At 64.5% G+C, this 24176-nt stretch carries 15 protein-coding genes; 8 read left to right on the top strand and 7 right to left on the bottom strand.

From position 1 onward, the window contains the following. The first annotated feature begins 57 nt into the window (after positions 1-57). The 7 genes from mltB to HDE76_RS11945 all read left to right on the top strand — a co-directional run bounded on the left by mltB (position 58) and on the right by HDE76_RS11945 (position 7848). A complete protein-coding gene (gene mltB, locus HDE76_RS11975) occupies positions 58-1077 on the top strand; it encodes a lytic murein transglycosylase B (RefSeq protein ID WP_184507902.1) in 1020 nt (339 codons plus the stop codon). Then, a complete protein-coding gene (locus HDE76_RS11970) occupies positions 1074-2069 on the top strand; it encodes a septal ring lytic transglycosylase RlpA family protein (RefSeq protein WP_179483051.1) in 996 nt (331 codons plus the stop codon). Before mltB ends, HDE76_RS11970 begins: the two co-directional genes overlap by 4 nt. Positions 2070-2154: 85 nt before the next feature. Beyond that, entirely contained in the window at positions 2155-3396 is a 1242-nt protein-coding gene (locus tag HDE76_RS11965; protein WP_184507899.1) for a D-alanyl-D-alanine carboxypeptidase family protein, read from the top strand. Continuing rightward, positions 3396-3686, top strand: coding sequence for a DUF493 family protein (locus HDE76_RS11960; RefSeq protein ID WP_184507895.1), 291 nt, complete (start codon positions 3396-3398; stop codon positions 3684-3686). Before HDE76_RS11965 ends, HDE76_RS11960 begins: the two co-directional genes overlap by 1 nt. Before the next feature lie 188 nt (positions 3687-3874). Further along, a complete protein-coding gene (gene lipB, locus HDE76_RS11955; RefSeq protein ID WP_184507892.1) occupies positions 3875-4543 on the top strand; it encodes a lipoyl(octanoyl) transferase LipB in 669 nt (222 codons plus the stop codon). Positions 4544-4552: 9 nt separating this feature from the next. After that, entirely contained in the window at positions 4553-5557 is a 1005-nt protein-coding gene (gene lipA, locus HDE76_RS11950) for a lipoyl synthase (RefSeq protein WP_184507887.1), read from the top strand. 8 nt (positions 5558-5565) lie between these two features. Then, positions 5566-7848, top strand: a complete 2283-nt coding sequence (locus tag HDE76_RS11945) for a carboxy terminal-processing peptidase (RefSeq protein WP_184507884.1) — start codon at positions 5566-5568, stop codon at positions 7846-7848. 97 nt (positions 7849-7945) lie between these two features. On the opposite strand, the gene HDE76_RS11940 is transcribed toward HDE76_RS11945, so the two are convergent. From HDE76_RS11940 to HDE76_RS11910, 7 genes are all read right to left on the bottom strand, one after another. Then, a complete protein-coding gene (locus tag HDE76_RS11940) occupies positions 7946-9685 on the bottom strand; it encodes a M1 family metallopeptidase (protein ID WP_184507881.1) in 1740 nt (579 codons plus the stop codon). Positions 9686-9800: 115 nt separating this feature from the next. Further along, a complete protein-coding gene (locus HDE76_RS11935; protein ID WP_184507878.1) occupies positions 9801-11663 on the bottom strand; it encodes a sulfotransferase family protein in 1863 nt (620 codons plus the stop codon). 123 nt (positions 11664-11786) lie between these two features. Continuing rightward, the gene (locus HDE76_RS11930) at positions 11787-14681 is read right to left on the bottom strand and encodes a TonB-dependent receptor (RefSeq protein ID WP_184507875.1); all 2895 of its coding nucleotides are present in this window, start codon (positions 14679-14681) and stop codon (positions 11787-11789) included. A 486-nt stretch (positions 14682-15167) separates the two neighbouring features. Beyond that, positions 15168-16547, bottom strand: coding sequence for a leucyl aminopeptidase family protein (locus tag HDE76_RS11925; RefSeq protein ID WP_184507872.1), 1380 nt, complete (start codon positions 16545-16547; stop codon positions 15168-15170). Between the two features lie 86 nt (positions 16548-16633). Continuing rightward, on the bottom strand, positions 16634-17335 hold the full coding sequence (locus tag HDE76_RS11920) for an HAD family hydrolase (RefSeq protein ID WP_184507870.1): 702 nt from the start codon (positions 17333-17335) through the stop codon (positions 16634-16636). Positions 17336-17374: 39 nt separating this feature from the next. Further along, positions 17375-18796 (bottom strand): substrate-binding domain-containing protein, encoded by a 1422-nt coding sequence (locus tag HDE76_RS11915; protein ID WP_184507867.1) that lies wholly within the window; start codon positions 18794-18796, stop codon positions 17375-17377. A 236-nt stretch (positions 18797-19032) separates the two neighbouring features. After that, positions 19033-20433, bottom strand: coding sequence for a Do family serine endopeptidase (locus HDE76_RS11910; protein WP_184507864.1), 1401 nt, complete (start codon positions 20431-20433; stop codon positions 19033-19035). A gap of 443 nt (positions 20434-20876) precedes the next feature. Here HDE76_RS11910 and HDE76_RS11905 point away from each other — a divergent pair, with 443 nt between their 5' ends. After that, positions 20877-24161 carry an LAGLIDADG family homing endonuclease gene (locus HDE76_RS11905; protein WP_184507861.1) on the top strand — a complete coding sequence of 1095 codons (3285 nt, stop codon included), beginning with the start codon at positions 20877-20879 and terminating at the stop codon, positions 24159-24161. The last annotated feature ends 15 nt before the right edge of the window (positions 24162-24176 follow it).

Raw genomic sequence — 24176 nt, 5'->3', positions numbered from 1 at the left:
TGCGCGGACGCGTGTTAGGCTTTCCACGATGTTGCTTCAACACCAAAGAGTTTTCGCATGATTGCCACGCTTGCGCCGCGTTTCATCTCGTTCCCGATGCGAATCGCCGCTGCGCTGACGCTGCTGGGCATCACTGCATTGTCGCCTGCGCTGGCCGAAACGCATCCTGGACAAGATGCGCTCGTTCGTGAAGTCTCGCGCGACACGGGCAAGAACCCGCAGGCGCTCAATGCGCTGCTCGACGGTGCGCAGCGCAAGCAAAGTATTCTCGATGCGATGGGCCGCCCGGCCGAGGCCAAGCCGTGGAGCGAATACCGGCCGATCTTTCTGACCGACCAGCGCATCGACGACGGCATCGCGTTCTACCGCGAGCACCGTGCGCTGGTCGAGCAGATCGGCCGCCAGTACGGCGTGGCGCCGCAATACATCGTCGCGATCGTTGGCGTGGAAACGTTCTACGGCCGCATTACCGGCAAGTACAAGGTGCTCGATGCGCTGGTCACGCTAGGCCTGTATTACCCGCCGCGCGCGCCGTTTTTTCGCGGCGAGCTGAAGACGCTGCTGGAGCTGCCGGACAGCCATCTGGCCGGTCCGATCGACACGCTCACGGGCTCTTATGCCGCCGCTCAGGGCTGGGGCCAGTTCATGCCCTCGAGCATTCGCGATTACGCGGTGGATGAGGACGGCGACGGCCGCATCGACCTGAAGAATTCGCTGCCCGATATTCTTGCCAGCGTGGCCAATTATTTCGCCAAGCACGGCTGGGTCAGCGGCGGCGAGGTCGCCATGCGCGCCCAGCCGGATGCCGCGCCCAAGCCGATCACGGTCAAGGATGCCCAACCGCAGTGGCCGCTGGAACAGCTCGAAGCGTGGGGCTATGCGCCGCTGCAGCCGCTCAATCCGGGGCAGCCGGTCAGCCTGCAGACGCTGCAGGGCGACAATGGCACGGAGTACTGGTTTACTTTCCCGAATTTCTACGTGATCACGCGCTACAACCGCAGCCCGCTCTACGCGATGGCAGTCGATCAGCTGGCCAAGGCGATCGCCGCCGGTGTGCAGGCGGACGCGGCACAATGACCGAAAGGGGCGTGGCTCCGGCACGGCGTGCAGCGACAGCGCTGTTGGCCACGATTCTGCTGATGCCGCTGCTGCTGACCGGCTGCAGCGGATCGAAGGCCCGGCCAAGCCGCAGTGCGCCGCGCAGCGTCGGCGCTGGTTCGCCGTCATCGTCGACCTCTTCTACGGGCTATGCCTACGGCAGCGCCGACAGTCAACGCGGCAGCGGCAGCACCTTCACCGACGACACCAGCAAATCGCAAAGCAGCCGCTACCGCGACAATGCCGACAGCATCCCCGACGGGCCGCCGCCGGACATCAGCAAGCTGGTCGAGCCGGTGCCCAAGGTCGAGCCGCTGGCACTGTATGGCAACAAGTCGCCTTATTCGGTGCTTGGCCGCACCTACACCGTGCTGCCCTCGGCGCGCGGCTACGTGGAGCGCGGCATCGCCTCGTTCTACGGCAGCAAATTCCACGGCTACAAGACCTCGAGCCTGGAAAACTACGACATGTACAGCTTCACCGCGGCCAGCAAGACGCTGCCGCTGCCGAGCTACGCGCGCGTCACCAATCTGGCGAACGGCAAGAGCGTGATTGTGCGAGTGAATGATCGCGGCCCGTTTCACGAGGATCGGGTGATCGATCTTTCCTATGTGGCGGCGGTGAAAATCGGTGTCTGGCCCAAGGGCACCGGGCTGGTCGAGGTGCGCGGCATCGATCCGGGCGAACCACTGCGCGACCTGCCACCGCCGCCGCCCGCGGCGCCTCCCGGCAAGCTGCCGGGCATCTATCTGCAGGTCGGTGCGTTTTCCGATCCGACCAATGCCGAGCAGGTGGCGCAGCGACTGCGCGCGGCCAATTTTGCTCCGGTGCAGGTAATGGATGCTGAAATCAACGGCCACACGGTGCATCGTGTGCGGCTCGGGCCGCTGCCGGACGTGGACAGCTCCGATCAGGTCAGCGACCGGATCACCCATATGGGTCTGCCGCGGCCGCGTGTCGCGGTAGACTGAGCGAATATTTTCAACCCCTTTTAGCTTGCAATGCGTGCCGACGCCCGCGTGGCCTCGCCATCCAAAGACTGGACAACCTACAACGATGAATTTTCTGCGCCGCACCCTGGTTTCTTTTGCTGCCCTGACTTTGCTGATCGGCGTCGCCGTGGCGCAGACGCCGCCGCGTCCGTCGCCGGTGCCGCGCCCGGTGGTGCCCGAAGCGCCGGTGCCGCCGCCGCCGGATGTGGATGGCAAGAGCTGGGTGCTGATGGATTACGCCACCGGCCAGATTCTCGCCTCGAAAGAGCCCGATCTGCGGGTAGAGCCGGCCTCGATCACCAAGATCATGACCGACTACGTGGTCTCGGCCGAAGTGGCCAACGGCAAGGTACACATGACCGACCCGGTGACCATCAGCGAGCGCGCCTGGCGCGGCGGCGGTGCCGGCACCGACGGTTCCACCAGTTTCCTCAAGCTCAACAGCCAGGTGCCGCTGAAGGACCTGCTGTACGGCCTGATCATCCAGTCCGGCAACGACGCCGCCATCGCGCTGGCCGAGCACACCGCCGGGTCCGAAGATGCGTTTGCCGGCCTGATGAACGCGTACGCCAAGCAGCTGGGCATGGTCAACTCGAACTTCGAGAACGCCTCCGGCTACCCGATCGCCAACCACTACACCACGGCGCACGACATCGCGATTCTGTCGCGCGCGCTGATCCACGACTTCCCGGACGACTACGCCATTTCGGCGATCAAGCAGTTCGAGTGGAACGGCATCAAGCAAGGCAATCGCAACACGCTGCTGTGGCGCGATCCGAGCGTGGACGGCATCAAGACCGGCCACACCGCGGCCGCCGGTTTCTGCCTCGCCGCGTCGGCCAAGCAGGGCGATTCGCGCATGATCGCCATCGTGATGGGCGCCAGCAGCGAAAAGGCGCGTGCCGACTCGGCGATGGCCCTGCTCAGCTACGGCTTCCGCTTCTACGAAACGCACAAGCTTTACGACGCCAGCAAGCCGCTGGCCACGCCCAAGCTCTGGAAGGGCGAGCAGAACCAGCTGCCGATCGGCGTGGCCGAAGACGTACAGGTCACCGTCAAGCGCGGCGATTACGACAAGCTCAAGGCGACGATGGACATTCCCTCCACCCTGATCGCGCCGTTCAAGAAAGGCCAGCAGGTCGGTACGCTGCGCGTTACGCTGGCCGATCAGCCGGTGCAGACGATCCCGCTGATCGCCCTCAACGACGCGCCGCAGTGCGGCTTTTTCGGTCGCCTGTGGGACAGCATCCTGCTCTGGTTCCACAGCAGCAAGACCACCAGTGAACCCGCCCCAGGTAGCAAGTGATGGAACCGATCGACTTCAGCAAGGCCAAGCAGGAAGGCAAGGGCTTCCAGTTTCCCGGGGAGTTCGAGATCACCGCGGTAGGCAAGGCCAGCGCCAACTTGCCCACCCACGTGCCGCAGCTGCTCGAGCGCGCCGGCCTGCACGTGTTCCACGAAACCGTGCGGCACCGGCAGTCCGGCGAAGGCAACTTCGTTTCCGTCACCGTCAGCATCCGCTGCGAAAGCCGCGAGCAATACGAGGCGGCCCACACGGCGCTGCGCGAGAATCCGGATATTCGGTACTCGATGTAGCTGGGGATCCGGGAGCGTTAAAAGCCGTTGCCACACCGCTCCCGATTTTGTCTTGTTCAATGAAAAGCGCGTTTTCTTCGAGCAAGGCGCCTTGATTCGCAGCTTTTGTCCCTGATCTTTGCGACTCTGCTTGCCCCTCGCCCCTCGCCCCTCGCCCCTCGCCCCTCGCCCCTCGAACAAGGCCCCCCATGTCGTTGCCGCTGAAAGTTCGTCGTCTTGGTCGCCAGCCATATGAGCCGGTGTGGCGGGCGATGAGTGCGTTCACCGACAAACGCGTGGCCGACACCGTCGACGAGCTGTGGGTGCTGGAACACGACCCGGTGTTCACCCTGGGCCAGGCCGGCAAGATGGAGCACGTGCTGGTGCCGGGCGATATTCCGGTCGTGCCGGTCGATCGCGGCGGCCAGGTCACCTATCACGGCCCCGGGCAAATCGTCGCGTATCCGCTGATCGACCTGCGCCGCGTCGGCGTGAGCGTGCGCGAGCTGGTCAACAAGATCGAGCAGTCGATCATCGACACCTTGGCCCACTGGAATATCACGGCCGCGCGGCTTGATGGTGCTCCGGGCGTCTACGTGGGCCCGGCCAAAATCGCCGCGCTGGGTCTGCGCGTCCGCCGCGGCTGCAGCTTCCACGGCCTGGCGCTGGACGTGAACATGGATCTGGAGCCGTTTCAGCGCATCAACCCCTGCGGCTACAAGGGTTTGGAAGTGACGCAGATGGTAGACTGGGGGGGTCCAACGCGTCTGGCGGACGTCGAAGAGGTGCTGATCGGTGAATTCTGCCGCCAGTTCGGTTTCGATGCCGAGCCGGCCGCTCCTGTCTTACCTGAACTCCCCGCCCGCGTGGCGGTCTAGGTACCGCCGATGAGCGACACGTCCACTACACCTATTCGCAGCATTCCGATCAGCGTCGTCGCTGGCGCTCCCGAGAAAAAGCTGGGCAACGACAAGATCGCGCTGAACCGCGCGGGCTTCGACACGGCCGTGCCGACGCTGCGCAAGCCGAGCTGGATTCGCGTGCGCCTGCCGCAGGGCAACGCCGTGCAGCAGCTGAAGGCGCGCCTGCGCGAAAATTCGCTGGTCACCGTGTGCGAAGAGGCCTCGTGCCCGAACATCCACGAGTGCTTCAGCAAGGGCACCGCGACTTTCATGATCCTCGGTGAAGTCTGCACGCGGCGCTGCTCGTTCTGCGACGTGGCGCATGGCCGCCCGGTCGCGCCCGATCCGCTGGAGCCAGCGCGCCTGGCCGACACCATCGCCGATATGCGCCTGCGTTACGTGGTGATCACCTCGGTCGATCGCGACGACCTGCGCGATGGCGGTGCCGAGCACTTCGCCAGCTGCATCCGCGCGGTGCGTCACGCCAGCCCGAACATCAAGATCGAAATCCTCACGCCCGACTTCCGCGGCAAGGGCCGCATGGAGCGCGCGCTGGAAGTGCTGAAGGATTTCCCGCCGGACGTGTTCAACCACAACCTGGAAACCGTGCCGCACCTGTATCGCGAAGTGCGTCCGGGCGCCGACTACCAGTGGTCGCTGGACCTGCTCAAGCGCTTCAAGGCGCAGCATCCGGATGTGCCGACCAAGTCCGGCATCATGCTCGGCCTGGGCGAGACCTGGGATCAGGTCATCGAAACCATGGGTGATTTACGCGCCCATGACGTCGAAATGATCACGATCGGCCAATATCTGCAGCCCACGCCGCACCACCATCCGGTGGTGCGCTATTGGACTCCCGAGGAATTCGAGGCTTTGCGCGAAGCCGGTGAGGCGATGGGCTTCCACCACGTCGCGTCCGGTCCGCTGGTACGTTCGTCCTATCACGCCGATCTGCAGGCCCATGCAGCCGGTGTCACCGAGTCAGCCTGAGAGAATTCATGAAATTTCGTCCCCTGCTGGTCCTGCTGCTCGCGTTCACCGTTACCTGCGTCGCCGCCCAATCCGCGGCCGACATGGGTGCCGGCACGCAGAACCGCAAAGCGTCCGTCTGGCCGCTCAAGGCCACCACCGATGAAGCCCAGGCAGCGCAGCTCTCCGCGCGCTTCCTGACCCGCTTTCATTACGACGCCAAGCCGCTCGACGATGCCATGTCGGCGCGCATCTACGACGCCTACTTCAAGCTGCTCGACAGCGAAAAGGTCTTCTTCACCCAGGCCGACATGGACAAGTTCGCGCCGATGCGGACCAAGTTCGACGATGCGATCTGGAACCAGGACCTGTCGGCGCCGTTCGAGGTGTTCAACGATTACCTGCAGAGCGCGGTCAAGCAGATGGCCTACGCGCGCAGCCTGCTCAAGCAGGGTTTCGATTTCAACACCAACGACAGCTACACCTTCGATCGCAAAAACGCGGCTTGGCCGAAGGATCAGACCGAGCTGGACAACATCTGGCGCATGCGCACGATGAACGACTGGCTGCGCCTGAAGCTGGCCGGAAAGAACGACGACGACATCCGCAAGACGCTGGACAAGCGCTACTCGGGCTATATCGATCGGGTCAAGCAGCTCGACGCGGAGGACGCGTTCCAGACCTTCATGACGGCGTACGCCCACTCGACCGATCCGCACACCGACTACCTCAGCCCGCGCGATGCCGAGAACTTCGACATCACCATGCGGCTGTCGCTGGAAGGCATCGGCGCGGTGCTGCAGGCGCGCGACGACTACACCGAAATCCATGAGCTGGTGCCCGGCGGCCCCGCCGCCAAGTCCGGCAAGATCAAGGTCGGCGATCGCATTGTGGCGATCGGCGAAGGCGCGACCGGCCCGGTCACCGAGGTGATCGGCTGGCGCCTGGACGACGTGGTCAACCGCATCCGCGGCAAGAAAGACACGACCGTGCGCATCGAGATCCTGCCGGCCGACGCCGGCCTCGATGGCAAGCCCGAAACGATCACCCTGGTGCGCAAGAAAGTCAGCATCGAGGAATCGGCGGCCAAGAAGAAAGTCATCGACATCACCGACGGTGGGGTTACCCGCAAGATCGGCGTGATCGACCTGCCGGCGTTCTATTCCGACTTCGGTGCACGCAGCGAAGGCGACAAGGATTTCAAGAGCGCCACCCGCGACGTCACCAAGCTGCTGAACGAGTTGAAGGCCGAAGGCGTCGAAGGCGTGGTCGTCGATCTGCGCAACGACGGCGGCGGTTCGCTGGCCGAAGCCGATTCGCTGACCGGCCTGTTTATCGACAAGGGTCCGGTGGTGCAGGTGCGCGATGCCAAGGGCCAGGTCGAAGTGCAGGGCGACGAAGATCCCGGCATGGTCTGGAAGGGTCCGCTGGCCGTGCTGGTCAATCGCGGCTCGGCCTCCGCGTCGGAGATCTTTGCGGCAGCGATCCAGGATTACCACCGCGGCCTGATCATCGGCGAGCCGACCTTCGGCAAGGGCACCGTGCAGAACCTGGTGGACCTCGATCACTTCAGCCAGAACCCGGATGGCAAGCCGCAGTACGGCGAGCTGAAGATGACGATTGCCGAGTTCTTCCGCATCAACGGCGGTTCGACCCAGCTCAAGGGCGTCACGCCGGACATCCAGTTCCCGAAGAACGGCGACGAAAAAGACTACGGCGAGTCGACCTACGACAACGCGCTGAAGTGGACGCAAATCTCGCCGGCCGGCTATCAGCCCGTTGCCAACCTGCAGGCCTATCTGCCGCAGCTGCAGCAGATGCACGACGCGCGTGCGGCGAAGTCGCCGGCGTGGCAGCTGATGCTGGACGAGCTGGCGCAGTACAAGATGATGCGGGCCAAGACCTCGGTATCGATCAACTTCGCCACCCGCGAAGCCGAACGCAAGCAGCAGGATGCCGTACAGGCCGCCTTCCGCGTCCGGCACAAGGCCATCGATGGCACGGACGCGGCGCAGAGCGACGACGACAACTCGCTGGACGACGGCCTCGACGCGAACGAGCGCAGCCTCAAGAGCGAGCTGAAGGAAGAGAAGGACGCCAAGAAAGCCAAGGACGTCGAGCTCAACGAAACCGCGCACATCGTGTCGGACGCGGTGGGCCTGATCAAGGCCGATCCGAAACTGGCCGCGCAGGTGCTGCCTTACGGCGGCAAGGGCACGGACTCGGTGCTGTCCACGTCGGTGCCGGCGCCGACTGCCACCTCGGCCAGCCCGGCGGCGCCCGCCTCGACGCCGGCGCCAACGAAGCACTGAGCGAGCCGTCTTCGCGTCCGGCGAATCTCGGACAACGAGCACCGCCAACAAAAAGCCCGGCATTTGCCGGGCTTTTTGTTGGCGGTGCGGCCAGCGTTTACGTCGATGGCTTGTGCTTCGCCTTCTGCTGCTTCATCCACTCCTGATACGCCTCGATATGCGGCATCTCGCGCAGCAGTTTGGAATGCGGGTCGACGATCAGCAGGCTGTCGGCCGGCACGGCCAGATGTCCGGCGCCGTGCGCGTCCATCGGCACGGTCTGGAATGTTTCGCCGACCTGGACTTCGACCGGCATGGGAAAATCCTCGTTGTGCTCGGTGACCCAGCGCAGATCGAGCATATTGCCATGGCGATCGACCTCCAGCCGCGGCAGCGCCGCGTCGTAGAGATAGACCTTGAAGAACCAGCTTAGGTCGCGGCCGGTGACCTTGTTGACGATGTCGATATAGTCCTTGGTGCTGGCATAGCGCGGGCTGAAGTTGCCGGGTTTCGGATCGGTACGCCCGTACACCAGCAGGCGGATGCTGGCGAAAAAATCGCGGTCGCCGATCAGCTGGCGCAGCGAGTGCAGCATCAGCGAACCCTTGAAGTAGATGTCGTTGCCGGGCCCGTGCGCGTCGTCATAGACCTGGTCCTCGGTCTGGCTGTGGCCGGCCACGATCGGGTACGTGTTCTTCAGCGCCTGGCGCTCGGTCTGCAGCATGGCGAAGTACGGCATGTCGCCGTAGAGGTAGTGGCCGTACAGCGGCTGCATGTAAGTGCCGAAACCCTCGTGCAGCCACATGTCGTCCCAGTCGGCGTTGGTTACCTGGTTGCCGAACCACTCGTGCGAAAACTCGTGCTGCAGCAGCCAGTCGAAGCCGTAGCCGTCCTTCGCAAAGCCGTTGCCGTAGGCGTTGATGGTCTGATGCTCCATGCCCAGATGCGGCGTTTCCACCACGCCCATTTTTTCATCGCCGAAGGGGTAGGGTCCGATCTGCTGCTCGAAGAAATCCAGCATGTGCGGAAATTCCTCGAACAGCGTCTGTGCCTGCTTTTCCTGGCCGGGCAGATACCAGAACTGCATCGCAATGGTGTTGCCGTAGCGGCTGGCGTAATTGGCCTGCAGCAGCTTGAACGGGCCGACGTTTATCGAGATGGCATAGGTGTTGGGATGCTTGGCGCGCCAGTGATAGGTGTGCTTGTCGCCCTCGTCGGTGATGCCGATCAGCCTGCCGTTGCCGGGCGCAGCCAGATCCTTCGACACGGTGATGTAGGTATCCACCAGATCGGGTTCGCCTTCGGTCTGATCGATGCACGGCCAGAACAGGTCGCAGCCTTCGCCTTCCACCGCGCTGGCCACCCACGGCTTGCCGTCGGGCGTGTGACTCCACACGAAGCCGCCGTCCCACGGCGCCTTCTTCGCCACGTGCGGTTTACCGCCATAGGCAATCGCCACGTGCACGCGGCCGCCGGCAGCAACGGTGGCCGGCAGGTGGATGCGCAACCGCCCGTCCGGATTGCTCCAGTCGGCTGCAGCGACCGCGCGGCCGTCCAGCGTGATGCGGCTGATCGGCAGATTGCGGTCCAGATCCAGCAGCAGCGTGTCGATGTTCGACTTCGCGGTGAACGTCAGTACGGCATTCGCATCGATGCTCTGCTGCGCCGGGTTCACCGTAAAGTGCAGCTGCGCGTGATCGAAGTTCACGCGCGACTGCTCGACCGGCATGATGCCGCCGGAGCTCAGGGTTTGCGGCGTCAATGCCGGCGCTGGCGTCGGTTTGGCAGGCGGCAGGCTGCTGCAGCCTGCCAGCCCCAGCAGTAGACCGAAGGCCAGCGGTGTCAGGCGATGCGCCATGGTGGTTTTCTCCGTCAGGTCGAAACGGCAGCATGCAAGATCGAAACGCTTTGGGAAAACGCCGGAAGTCATGCCACATGTCTGTGCCGATATCTCCGAAAGCGGAGGCGACGCGCTAATCGTCGTAGCCGAGTTTTTCCATCATCGGTCGCAGCATGGGCAGCACGGGCGCGAAAGCCTCCCGGTAGGCGTGCCAGCGGTCGACTGCCTTGCGGTGGATGCCCTGGGTTACCTGCGCGTAGCTCGGCGTGCTGATGTAGCGCTTGGCGCGCGCGTGCTCGGCGAAGCGCGCCATCGACGACGCGTCGACGACGTCGAGAAACCGACCCAGCCGCGCGACGTGATCGTCGAACTGGCTGACCACGGATTCGTAGCGCCATTCCAGCACGCGCGGCGAGAACGTCTCGACGTGCCGGTGCCACTGCTCGAACGCCTGCACGTAGCCGTGTGCCAGTCGCTGCAGCGACGAGCACAGCAGCATAAAAGCCGGTGAGCGGAACGGCTGCATGCTGCAGCTCAGCAGCACATCGCACGGGTGGCGCAGGCAGAGAATGATGCGCGCCTCGGGAAACAGCCGCATGATCATCGGCAGGCACAGCATGTTCAGCGGATTCTTGTCGACCAGCCGACGCGTGCCGAGATCGGGCAACACGTCGGCGACCATGCGGAAATACGCCGCGCGCAGATGGTCCGCGTCCGTCTGGTCAAGACGGGCCAGATCCTCCGGATAGCGCTGGCCGACCAGCGCCATACCTTCGGTCAGCTCGTGAATAAACGCGCGCTCGTCCATCGAACGAAAGTCCGCATGCGCGTCGATCATCTGCTCCAGCAGCGTAGTGCCCGAACGCGGAAAGCCGACCACGAAAATCGGGCTGCGTTCGGCGGGCGGCGCGGCCAGCGGCGTCCATGCCTCGTACGTGGCGCGGCTGACAACGTGGCCGCTCATCGCCAGCGGCTGGCTGTCCGGCGCCAGCAGTTCCGGTACGACGTCGCGCGCGATGCTCAGCTGCGCGGCGTGTGCCGCAGACGCCGCCGCCCATGATTCGCGCGACATGCCGAGCTTGTCGTACGCCGCGGCCAGGCCGAAGTTCGCCGCGGCCACGCTTTCGTCGTCGACGCGAAGCGCAGCGATGCGCCGATAAAAATCGGCGGCCTCGGCGTAGTCGTCCGCGCGCAAGGCCAATGCAGCGTGCGCCGCCCAGCCTTCCGCGCGCGTGCGCGCATCGTCGGGCGGCAAGGCATCGAGTGTGGCCAGCGGCAACTGCTGCAGTTCGCGCAGCGCGACGGGCATCTGATTGCTGCGTTCGAGCAGCGCGATCCGTCGCGCGACAATACGCAGCCGCATCGCATGACCGTCGAGTCCGTCCGGCAGCTGCGCGCGTGCCAGTGCGTCGAACGCGGCCGGCAGATCGCCCTGCACCGACAGCATCGCCGCCAGCATCAGAGCCTGTTCGGCCGGCTGCGCCGGCCAGTGCGCCGCTCCGGCCAGCATCGCTTCCTGGCCCGTGTTGTCGCCGCACACGTAGCACGCGTGCGCGGCCTGCAGTCGGGCTTCGATAAACGCCGGCGCCAGCGCCACCGCATCCATCAGGCTCTGGCGTGCGAACGGCCAGCGTCGCTGCTGGGTGTAGAGCAGGCCGAGGTTGTAGCGCACGTCGGCATCGTCCGGCGCCAGCGATTGTGCCGTCAGAAAAGCCTGTTCGGCCGCGTCCAGATCGCCGCGCTGCCGGCGGACCACCGCCAGATTGTTCCAGTACGCCGACACGGCAGGGTGCTGCTGCGATAGCCGGCTAAACGTCTCGATGGCCTCATCCATACGGCCCGTCGCCTGCTGTGCGGAACCCAGCAGCAGTGCGATGAATTCGCCGGTCGAATCGCCCGCCGCGGCCTGTTCGCCGAGCGCGACGACCTGCGCCATCTCGCCGGCGTTGTAGGCCGCGGCCATGCGTGCGGCCAGTTCATCGCTTGGGTTGGACATGCGTGCTCGATCGATGGCTCTCGTGGGCCCATTATGCAGAGGGCCGCGATGGTCTTCGCGGCCCTCTGCAAGTCAGGATGGAAAGTCAGGCCCGAGCCTGCGGTCCGATAAACGGCATCCGCATCAGAACTTGACCGTAGCGCGCGCCCAGTAATAGCGGCCGAGCGTGTCGTAGGTCGCGGTGTCGACGTTGTAGTTGGCGCCGTTCTGATAGACCAGCGGGGGAATCTTGTCGAACAGGTTGTCCACGCCCACGTCGAACTTGGTGTGGATCGACGGTATCTCGTAACCGAGCTGCAGCGACTGGTAGATGATCGAGGCGAGTGGCGCATCGGCGCCGGTCACCGCGTCCGCGTTCCGGTTGGTCGCCTTGCCGATATAGCGCGCCTGCCACTGCGCGCTCCAGTCGCCCTTCGCCCAGTTGGCCGTCAGCGTGCCGCGCCAGTGCGAAATATTGCCGAACTGCAGCGTGTAGGTTCCGGCGTAGTTGACCGTCTGCGCGCCCGGCTGCCCCGGCGTGGCGTTGTTGTTGTAAGTGGACACGTAGGTGGTGTTGAGGCCGAGCTTGAAGTTGCCGGGGTTGTAGCTGCCCAGATCGAAGTGCGGGACTTTGTAGTTCAGCGTGAAGTCGATGCCGCTGGTGCTGAGGTTGCCCAGGTTGACCACCGGCGTGCTGATGTAGAGCACCTGGCCCGGCTGCTGGCTGGTGTTGTCGTAGCGATGGATGTACGAGCAGTACGGGCTGCTCGCGTTGTCGAAGCACGAGTTCACCACCGTCTGCGCAGTAATCGCGGTGAGCAGGTTGCTCAGGTAGATATGCCAGAAGTCGACGCTGGTCGACAGGCCCGGTGCCCAGCTGGGATCGTAGACCAGGCCGAAGTCGATCGACTTGCCCTGCTCGGGTTTCAGCGAGGAGCCGATCGCCGCCGCGCCGGAGGAGTACGACGTCACCTGCGCATTCGAGTTGCCGGCCCACTGCACCGGCACGTTCTGACAGGCCGATGGATGCGACGCCAGCTCGGTCGCATTGAGATGCACGCAGGGATCGTTCAACACCGGACCGCCGATGGTCTGGCCGTCGTACAGTTCGTCCAGGTTGGGCGCACGGAACACCTGCGAAATCGTGCCGCGCAACAGCAGGTCGGGGATCGGCTTGTACTCGATCGCGATCTTCTTGTTGGTGGTGGTGCCGGTGGTGCTGTAGTCGGACGAGCGGATGCCCAGATCGAGGTTCAACGAGTACGCCCACGGCTGCTGCGAGAGCAGCGGAATCAGCGATTCGGCGTACAGCTCCTTCACGTTGAAGCTGCCGCGGCCTGGCGAACCGCAGGCCTCGGCCAGCACCTGGCAGGTGCCGGTGGCCGGGTCGAGCACGGCGTCGCTGGTCACCGTGTAGTTCAGCGATTGCTGGCGATACAGCGCGCCGGCCGATAGCTGCATGGTGCCGGCGGGCAGATCCCACAGGTCGCCGCTGGTGTCGAACTGCGCCTGCTTCAGCGTACTGACGTAGGTGTAGGTCGGCGAATCCACGCCGGACTTCAACGCTGCCGTCACCGTGGGATCGTCCTGCTGAAAAATGTTCACGCCGTTGTTGATGGCCGTCTGGAAGTCCGCCACATTGACCTCGTTGACGTCGACCTGCTGACGGTTGACGTGGCCGTAGTCGAGCGTGGCGTCCCAGGTCCAGCTGCTGCCGCCGAAGGCACCGCGCAGGCCGGTGTTGATCTGTTCGTTATCGGTGGTGAAGGTGTGCACGCGTGCGCCCAGGCCGGTGAGTCGCGTGTTGAAACCGTAGCCGCTGGTGGCCGGGTCGCCGATGGTGCCGGAGCTGAAGGTCACGCCGAACGGATTGATCGGATTGCTCGCCAGCACATACCAGCCGTCGCCCACGCCGGTCGGCGCCGGTGCATCCTGGCCGCTGGAGTGGGTGTGGTTGTAGAACGCGTTGACGAAACCGGTGAGGTTGTCGGTGAACTTGTAGCTGCCCAGCACGAAGGCGTCGGTGCGCTCCTGTGCCGTGGAAATTTCATTGAAGGCGTTGTAATTGTACGAATCGGGGGCGCCGCGGTAACAACGGTAGTCGCCTGCGCTCGAGCCGTTGCCCTGATCGCGCGTGACCAGGGCGGTGCCGGAGGAATTGATCGCACAGCCGTAGCCGTTGGCCGCAATGACCGACGCCGGCAGTTGGATCTTGCCGGTCGGCACGCTGCTGGAGCCGGCGGCCGACACGGCGCCGCTGGACAGATACAGCTGCTGCGCCGAGAACCCGCGTCGGGTGGTGAGCACGGCGTCGTACTTGTTGTAGTCGATGCCGCCGGAGAGCGAGTAGTTGTCGCCGGTCAGGCCGCCGGTGAGGTTGAAACCGTGCCGCTGGCCGTCGCCGTGGCTGGAAATGCCATCGTTGACGCTGACCTCGGCGCCCTTGTAGTCCTTGCGCAGAATAAAGTTGACCACGCCGCCGATCGCATCGGAGCCGTAGACGGTCGACGCGCCCTCGGCCAGCACATCGACGCGCTCGATCATGCTCTGCGGGATCATGTTGAGATCCTGGTTGGCCATGCGCTGGCCGTCGATCAATACCAGCGTGCGGTTCACCCCGAGGCCGCGCAGCGACACGCGCGCCGCGCCGTCGCCGCCTTCCAGCGTGGGGCTGGCGCCGCCGCCGCCGTTGCTGTTGTTCTGGGTGTTGGTGGCGTTGCCCGAAATGCTCGGCAGCTGCTGCAGCACGTCGCCCAGGGTGAGCTTGCCGGAGGCCGCGATATTGGTCCGATCGATCGTCACCACCGGGCTGGCGGTTTCGCTATCGACGCGGCGAATCAGCGAGCCGGTCACCGACACCGCCTGCAGGTTTTTCGCCTTGTCCTTGGATGCCGCCTCGGGCGGCGTCTGGCTGCTGCTGGTCGACGTAGCGGTGCTGGCGGCGGCATCCTGCGCATTGACCGCACCGGCCACCGAGAAAACACCCACGGTCAAAGCCAGACGCACTGCCATGGACAGATGATTCAAGTCGTTCTTCATGTGTTTTCCCCTTTGAAGTAGAGCGCTGCGTCGCTACCTCCCGATCCTCAGCGCTTGATGCGAAAAAGCATCCGTTTACCCAGCGCAGACACCCCCGTGCCTGCTACTGCCGTTGTTGCCCAGCCATTCGTGTGGGCTCCCTGCGCCCCCTGCGAAAACGGCGTCGGCCGTCGCTGCCCGATAGGGAGCCTCGCCAGCTCAGCGTCGCAAGACCTTGCCTACGCCCCGACTGTTACAGAAAGATGATCGTAAGAAAAGACCATCCGCCAAATTAATTTTGCGTCGCAGCATCCGTGGACCAAAAAAGAAACGCTGTATGACTAATAGGCTTGACCCGATAGGTGCGGAAAATTGCCGCGAAGCGACAATGTGGGTCGGCGCGATCGGCGCCGGGGCGGCGGTCTAAAAACGCATGATATTGCAGGCGTCAGCCGCCACAAAAAACGGCGCCGAAAGGCGCCGTTCTGTTATTGCATCAAGGTTCGTTTAGCGGGGATAGCGTTGTTGCAATACCTCGAACACGGCGCGCAGCCCCATCGCCTCGCCGCCGCGCGGACGACCCGGGCGGTCCGCGTCGTTCCACGCGTAGGTATCCAGATGCATCCAGGGAATGGCGCTGGGTACGAAGCGCTCCAGATACAGCGCGGCGGTAATCGCGCCGGCATGTCGCGACGGCGCGGAGTTGACCAGATCGGCCACGTGCGAATCGAGCAGCTTGCGGTACGGCGCCCACAGCGGCATCGGCCACACCGGATCGTTCACTGCGCGGCTGGCTTTCACCATGTCGGCCGACAGTGCGTCGTCGTTGGCAAACAGCGCCGGCAGATCGGGGCCCAGCGCGACGCGCGCGGCACCCGTGAGCGTGGCGAAATTCAGCATCAGGTCGGGCTTCTGTTCCGCACCGTAGGTGAGTGCGTCGCACAGCACGAGCCGGCCTTCGGCATCGGTATTGTCGATCTCCACGGTGATGCCGGAGCGCGTGGTAATCACGTCGCCCGGGCGAATCGCGTTGCCGGATACCGCATTCTCCACCGCCGACACCAGCAGGGTCAGACGCACCGGCAGTTTCGCCTGCATGATCAGGCCGGCCAGCGCGATCGCGTGCGCGGCGCCGCCCATGTCTTTTTTCATCCAGCGCATGCCGTCGCCGGTCTTGATGTTCAGCCCGCCAGTGTCGAAACACACGCCCTTGCCGACCACCACGATTTTCGGATGCGATGCCTTGCCCCACGACAGTTCGATCAGCCTTGGCTCGCGATAGCTGGCGCGACCGGCCGCGTGCAGGGTGGGGAAGTTGGCCTTCAGCAGCTCGTCGCCGACCCACTCGCGCACGCTGGCCTTGTGCGTCTTGCCGAGCTGCTTGATCGCCGCGGCGAGATGCGGCGGGCCCATGTCCTCGGTCGGCGTGTTGACCAGGTCGCGCACCAGCGCGGTGGCATCGATCAGCGGCTGCAGTTTTTTCAGATCGTCCGCCGCCACCGCGAGCGTCGCCGGCGCGCGTTTGGCCTGGCGATAGCGGGTGAACTGATAAGCGCCGAAGGCCCAGCCCAGCGCCGCCTGCCGCGGATCGGCCAGCACGCTTTCGTCGGCCAGGTGATAGGTTGCTTCAGGCAGGGTGACCGGCAGTCCGCTCAGCGCGTCGAAGGAATCGCCGGCCGACACGCCGGCCAGTACGCGCACCAGCTTGCCGCTGGCGTCGTTGATCAAGGCGAACGTGCCGGGGGCGGCGATGAATCCGCTGTCGTCCAGCGCGCGGCGCTGCGGCGTGGTCAGGCGTTTGCGCACGGCGGCCAGATGTGTCGCGTCGACGGTTTCAAGGGCGATGCTGTGGCGTGCGCTGGCGTTGCGTTCGATCAGGGCTGGCATGCGATTTCCTCTGTCTCTCGTGGGAGCGGACCGCGCCGTTTCCACCTCAGTCCACCGCCCATCATGCCCGCTTTGCGCCGCGCTGACTATGCGGTGGGATGGCGTGTTTCCAGCCAGTGCGCCAGCGCCGTCATGTCAGGCAAATCCAGGTCGGGTGCGTCGCCCAGATTCGCTGGCCACGGCAGGCGATGGCGATTGATCCAGGCGATGCGCATGCCGGCCTCGCGTGCGCCGACCACGTCGAGCTGCGCGTCGTCGCCGATGTGCAGAATGTTTTCCGGCGCCACGCCCAACAGCTCGGCGGCGGCGAGAAAAATGCGCGCATCGGGTTTGGCGGCACCGGTGTTGCGCGCGCTGACGTGGTGGTCGAAATGCTTATGGATGCCGACGCGTTCCAGGTCGGCATTGCCGTTGGTCAGGCTGGCGATCGGCCAGCGCGCGTTGAGTCGCGCGAGCGCCGCCAGGCTGTCCGGATAAAGTTCCACGCTGTTGCGCGCGGCGAAATAGATTTCCCACAGCGTGTCGACCGGTGCGCTGGCGATACCGCAGCTGGCGAACGCGTGTTCCAGCGTGAGCTGACGCTGTGTGCTGAAATCGTGCGCCAGGTCGGGTCGATCGACCGCGACCTTGGCCCGCAGCTCGCGCATCGCCGGTACCGGCCATGCGCGAGCGACGTCGGGGTGATGCTGCTGCAGCCACGCGTCGACGGCGTGGTCGGCGCGCTCCAGTGCGGGCAGCACCGGCCACAGCGTGTCGTCGAGATCCAGCGTGAGGGCGAGTATCCGCACGTTGCTGGATTCAGGGCGATGCCATCAGGCGCGAGACGATCAGCGGCTGCCGACGCGCAGCGTCTGGCCGAGCTTGACGTTGTTGTCTTTCAGATGATTCCAGTCGCGCAGCTGCGCCACTTCGACCGAATGCTTCCTGGCGATCGAGAACAGCGTGTCGCCCTTGGCCACGGTATAGGTCTTGCCGGTTTCGCCCGCGCTCTTCGTGCTCTTGGCCTGCGCCACGCTTTCTTTCTTCGCACTGCTCTTGGCCGGTGCGGCTTCGTCGGCGGTCTTGGTGGCGTGCTTTTCGGCCTTCGATTTCTTCGATGCCAGCACCGAACCCTTGACGTGCGCAAAACTGGTGACGGCCACCGCGGCGACGCTGCCCTTGACGCCGGTGATCTGGCTCTTGTCGCTGGCGGCGGCAACTTCCTTGCCCTTGCCGGCAACGAGCGTTCCCGCAACGGCCGAGGCCACGGCTACGCGCGAGGCTTCGCTGGCGGCCGGCGTCGAGCTCGGCACGGTAACCGGCGCAATGTGGCTGGCGTGACCGCCGGTCTCGGCGAGAATCGCGCTGCGGCGGCTCACGTCCACCGCGGCGAGTGCGGACCCATCGCTGAAGGGCACCACGCCGTGGCGACGCATCGCGGCCTTGGCCGCATCGGTCGAAAGAAAGTCGATGAACGCGGTGACGTCGGCGGCTTTCGGATTGCGTGGGTTGGTCACCAGGTACAGCGGAGTGAACAGCACGTAGCTGCCGTTGCCCACGGTGGATGCCGTCGGCGCGATGCCGTTGATCGGAATCATCTTCAGCTTGGGGTTCGATGCCGCATCGGCCATCGTCGCTACGCCGAGGCCGTTCGGGTTCAGGCCCACGCCTTCTTCCAGCTTGTGCGTGTTGACGTACAGGCGCGGCGCGGCCACCGGCTGGTTGCCGCGACCGAACAGCAGCGTGCGCAGGCTGTATTCCACGCCGTCGCCGGGGCTGGCCACCGCGTACAGATCGATCGGCGCGTTGCTGCCGCCCACGTCGCTCCAGTTGGTGATCTTGCCGAAGTAGATATCGTGCAGCTGCTTCAGCGTGAGGCTGTGCACCGGGTTGGCCGGGTTGGTCACCATCACCAGCGCGTCCCAGGCGACCGGGGTAAAGACCAGGTCGGTGTTCTGCGAGCTGCCGTCGCTGGGGCGCGCGCTGCCGGCGAGATCCGCCGTGCCGGTCGCCACCGCATCGATGCCCGAGGCCGTATTGAACGGCTGCAGCTCGATCGTGCCGTGGCCGGCTTTCTCCCATGCCTGCGCCACTTCATCGACCACGCCCTGCGCCGTGGCGACGTCGCCGCGCCAGATCAGGCTCGGGCCTTTCGCGGCGGCGGCTTTGGCATGCGACTTCGTATGCGTGGTCTTGGCGGCAAAGGCGGAGGTGGCTAGGCAGGCCCCGATCAGGGTGACCGACAGCAGGCGGGCAAGACGAAATGACATGTGGTGGACAACCCCGATAGATAAGTGGCGAGAGTATGGCGCCTTGCCGGCGCGTATAGGTGTACAGCTGACAGGGTATTTCATCGGCCTGAACGCTAAACATCAAGCGCTTTCATGAGTTTATGTTCAGATAAGGCATCCAGCACCCGTTCGATAGGTGAAGAGCCCGGCGCGACGCGCGCGATCGTCGATGCGGTACGGCCGTGTGTCGGCGGTACCGCATCGGGCCGATCGTCTTAATCGATGACCACATAGCGATTGCTGCCGTCGGCGTGCGCTACGATCAGCACCAGCTGGCGCAGCCGCACCTTCGCCAGCCCGCGCAGCACGCTCACGCTGGGAATGCGCTGATTGCCGATACCGACCACGATATCGTCGGTGGTCAATCCGGCGCGCGCGGCGCGGCTGCCTGGCTGCACCGCGGCCACTGCGGCGCCGAACATGCCTTGCTCGCGCTGACTGTCGGTGAGGTCGCTGAAGCTGACGCCGGCCAGCCGCGCATCGAGCTGGCCGCCTTCGACGCTGCTGAGTTTTTCGGCGCGCAGCGTGGCGGTGACGACGCTGCTCTGGCCGTCGCGCACTACGCCGAGCCGCACGCTGCTGCCCAGCGGCAGCAGGCCTTCGGTATTGCGCAGCTCTTCCACGCTGCGCAGCGGCTTGCCGTCGAGCGTGGTCAGCACGTCGCCCGGCTGCAGACCGGCCTGCTCGGCGGCCGAGCCGGCGCTGACGCCGGTCACCACCACGCCGTTGGTGTCCTTGAGCGAAAGCAGCTTGGCGATGCGCGGCGTGATCGCCTGCGTCTGCAGGCCGAGGTTGCCGCGCTCCACCTTGCCGTGCGCCAGCAACTGCGCCATCACCTCGCTGGTGATCGCCGTGGGCACCGCAAAGCCGATGCCGACGTTGCCGCCCGACGGCGAAAAAATCATCGTGTTGATGCCGACCAGCTCGCCGCGCAGGTTTACCAGTGCGCCGCCGGAGTTGCCCGGGTTGATCGAGGCGTCGGTCTGGATGAAATTCTGAAAGCCCGAGCCGCCCGAACTGCTGCTGCCCAGGCCCGAGCGGCCCAGTGCCGAGACGATGCCCGAGGTCACCGTCTGCCCCAGGCCGAACGGGTTGCCCACCGCCACCACATAGTCGCCCACGCGCAGCTGGTTGGAATCGGCCAGCGGCAGCGCCTGCAGATGGTCGGCCGGAATCTGCACCACCGCCACGTCGGTATCCGGATCGGTGCCGACGCGCCTGCCCTTGAACGTGCGTCCGTCCTGCAGCGTCACGCTGATGTCGTCGGCGCCGCCGACGACATGGTTGTTGGTCAGCACGTAACCCTTGGCCGCATCCACGATCACGCCCGAGCCCAGGCTCTGCTCCACGCGCTCGTCAGAGCCGCCGGGCAGACCGAACAGCTGGCGCACCACCGGGTCGTCGAAATACGGGCTCTGCACGCGCACGCGCTTTTTGGTGGAGATGTTCACCACCGCCGGTGTCACCCGCTGCAGCATCGGCGCCAGCGAAGGCATCGCCTGGCCGTCGACTGCCGGCGGCATCGCGGCGCGCGCGGCGGCGGGTACGCCGCCCAGGGCAGCGGCGGCAAATGTCGCGGTCAGCAGAAACAGAAAGCGGGACGGGCGCAGCGACATGGTTCCTCCTCAAAGTAGCGTGGCAGGGCAGCGATAAAAATCAGCGAAAACGTGAAACACCGCGCGGAGCGCAGCCCAGCTTCGACCTGCGCTGGCGGCGGCGGTTCCTTGCGGCGACGGAGTTGTGAAATTACGTGCACAAAGACTTTACATCGACCGGCGTCGGGGGTAACTTCACTCGACGATGGCGACCACAACATCTTGTGTTCCGCCTCCAAGGTTAAAACAAGTTGTGGTGTCGAACGTCAAACGGTTTGGGGGAGTCGTTGTCGTGGAACGCTAGCGTCGGGCGGGTTGCAGTGCAATCCTTCCGACGCTGCCGCCGTCGTAGAACCGCAGCCATACGCTGTGGCTGGCGCCCGGATATTCGCCGCCGCAGCACGACAAATCATTCGAATAAAAGTCACCGCGCCGCCAAGGCCATGACCGGAGTAAGCAAGCCGATGAGCACAGTGCGTGCCCCAGCCACAAACCCATCCAGCGGCCGCGATGCCGTGGAGATTCCGCTGCAGCCAGCCTCGCTGGACATCTGGGACAAAAAGTATCGCCTCAAGGCCAAGTCCGGCGAGCCGGTCGATGGCACCATCGACGAGACCTACCAGCGCGTCGCCCGCGCGCTGTCCGACGTCGAGGTCAGCGACGAGCTGCGCGGCCTCTGGTACGAAAAATTTTTGTGGGCCCTGCGCCGCGGAGCGATTCCCGCCGGCCGCATCACCTCCAACGCCGGCGCGCTCGCGCACAAGCCGGCCACCAGCACGATCAACTGCACCGTCTCGGGCACCATCCGCGATTCGATGGACGACATCCTGGAGAAGGTCCACGAAGCCGGCCTCACGCTGAAGGCCGGCTGCGGCATCGGCTATGAATTCTCCACGCTGCGTCCGCGCGGTGCGTATGTGTCGGGCGCCGGTGCATACACCAGCGGCCCGCTGTCGTTCATGGATATCTACGACAAGATGTGTTTCACCGTGTCCTCCGCCGGCGGCCGTCGCGGCGCGCAGATGGGCACGTTCGACATCAGCCATCCGGACGCGAAAGAGTTCATCCGCGCCAAGCGCGAGGACGGCCGCCTGCGCCAGTTCAACCTGTCGCTGCTGATCACCGACGGCTTCATGGACGCGGTAGAAAAAGACCAGGACTGGCCGCTGGTCTATCCGGTCCACGTCAAGGAAAAGAACGAGATCGATCTCGACGACCCGAGCAAGGTCGTCTGGCGCGAGTGGCCCACGCACGAAAACTACATCGATCGCGAAGACGGCCTGGTCGCCTGCAAGATTTACAGCACCATGCGCGCGCGGCACCTGTGGGACATGATCATGGTGTCCACCTACGACTTCGCCGAGCCGGGTTTCATCCTGATCGACAAGGTCAACGAGATGAACAACAACTGGTGGTGCGAGCACATCCGCGCGACCAATCCTTGCGTCACGGCCGACACGCGACTAGCCACCCAGTTCGGCATGGTGCCGATCGGCGAGCTTTATGCCAATCGCGCGCCGCTTGAAGTGTCGGTCGATCGCCGTTCGCTGGAACTCGAAGGCCGCGGCGTTGAGACGCGACCGGCCAAACCCGCCTTCATGACGGCACCGCGCGCGCCGGTATATCGCGTGGTGACGGAAGACGGCTACGAAATCAAGGCCACCGAGTGGCACGATTTCTACACCGAGCGCGGCAAGATCAAGCTGCGCGAACTCGCCGTTGGCGATCGTTTGCTGGTGCAATCCGGCAAGGGTCAGTTCGGCAATCAGGGTAGTGAAGATCTCGGTTTGTTATTGGGCCTGATTGCCGGAGACGGCCACTTCACCAATCGCGGCAAAGATCAGCAGGCCGCCATCATCAGCCTGTGGGGTGAGGAGCGTGCGCTGGCCGACCGAGTCGCGACTGTCATCAACGGCTTGATTGCGCACACCGCACAGGGCGATCTGCGCCAGTACAAGGTGTCGCCAGTGGCGGTTCCCGAGCGCAACCAGGTCTTTATCCGTTCCGTGCTGCTGGCACGGCAGCTTGAGCATTACGGTTTCAGCGCAGCCACCAAGCTGCGTGTGCCGGAAGTGATTTGGCGTGGCAGCGAGCAGTGCGTCAAAACCTATCTGCGCGCCCTGTTCCAGTGCGATGGCACGGTCAATGTGTCCGGCGCCAGCTTGAGCTGCTCGGTGCGCTTGGCGTCCAGCCAGCCCGATCTGCTCAAGGACGTGCAGATGCTGCTGGCCAACCTCGGCGTGTTCTGTCGCATCAAGAAGCGTCGTGCCGCGGGAATGCGCAAGCTGCCCGATGGTCATGGTGGTCTGCGCAATTACGAATGCGCCGCCGACCACGAGCTGATCATCGACGGCGAATCGCGCGAGCACTTCATGGATGAAGTAGGCTTTTTGTTACCTACCAAGAATCAGCGCTACCTCGATTGGCGCGAAGGCAAGGCACTGCTCAAGACGCAGCGGTTTACTTCGCGCATTGCCAGCATCGAGTTCGTCGGTGAAGAAGCCGTCTATGACACCACTCAGCCCGACCATAACGCAGTCATCTTCAATGGTCTGGTCACCGGGCAGTGTGGTGAGCAACCGTTACCGCCGTACGGCTCGTGCCTGCTCGGCTCGATCAACCTCACCACCTTCGTGCGCGATCCGTTCGGCCCCAAGGCGCGCTTCGACTGGGACGAGTATCGCGAGGTGGTGAAGGTGTTCACCCGCATGCTCGACAACGTGGTCGAGATCAACGGCCTGCCGCTGCCGCAGCAGCGCAACGAAATCGAATCCAAGCGCCGCCACGGCATGGGTTTCCTCGGCCTGGGCTCCACGCTGACCATGCTCAAGCATCGCTACGGCACCGCCGAAGCGGTTGCCTTCACCGAAGACGTTTCACGCGAAATGGCCGTGGCCGGCTGGGAAGTCGCGCTGGAACTCGCCAAGGAAAAAGGCCCCGCGCCGATCCTCGCCAGGGACTTCACCGTCACCGGCGAGATGCTGCGCAAGCGCCCCGAGATGGCCGCCGACGGCTACAAGGTCGGCGACAGCATCCCCGGCCGCGTGCTGCACGCCAGGTACAGCCGCTACATGCAGCGCATTGCAGAAGTGGCGCCGCACCTGGTCGCCGAGCTGGCCGACACCGGCGCGCGCTTCACCCACCACAGCTCCATCGCGCCCACCGGCACCATCTCGCTGTCGCTGGCCAACAACGCCAGCAACGGCATCGAGCCGAGCTTTGCGCACCACTACTCGCGCAACGTGATCCGCGAAGGCAAAAAGTCGAAAGAGAAGGTCGAGGTGTACAGCTACGAGCTGCTCGCCTATCGCGCGCTCATCAACGCCGACGCGCTGCCGTTCACCGACGAGCCGGCCAACAAGCTGCCCGAGTACTTCGTTGCCGCCGACGACATCAGCCCGAAAGAGCACGTCGACATCCAGGCCGCGTCGCAAAAGTGGATCGACTCGTCGATCTCCAAAACCGCCAACGTGCCCACCGATTATCCCTACGAAGATTTCAAGGACATCTATTTCTACGCCTATAAACAAGGCCTGAAAGGATGCACCACCTTCCGCTTCAATCCCGCCGCTTTCCAGGGCGTGCTGGTCAAGGAAGCCGATCTGGAAAACACCCTCTACCGCTTCGAGTTGGAAGACGGTAGCGTTGTCGAACTGAAAGGCAACGAGCAAGTGGAGTACGACGGCGAAATGCATTCCGCCGCCAACCTCTTCGATGCCTTGAAGGAAGGTTATTACGGCAAGTTCTGACACATCGCACGCGTC

The organism is Rhodanobacter sp. ANJX3 (assembly GCF_014200755.1).
Taxonomy (GTDB): domain Bacteria; phylum Pseudomonadota; class Gammaproteobacteria; order Xanthomonadales; family Rhodanobacteraceae; genus Rhodanobacter.
This window is presented reverse-complemented; position numbering and strand designations above follow the sequence as displayed.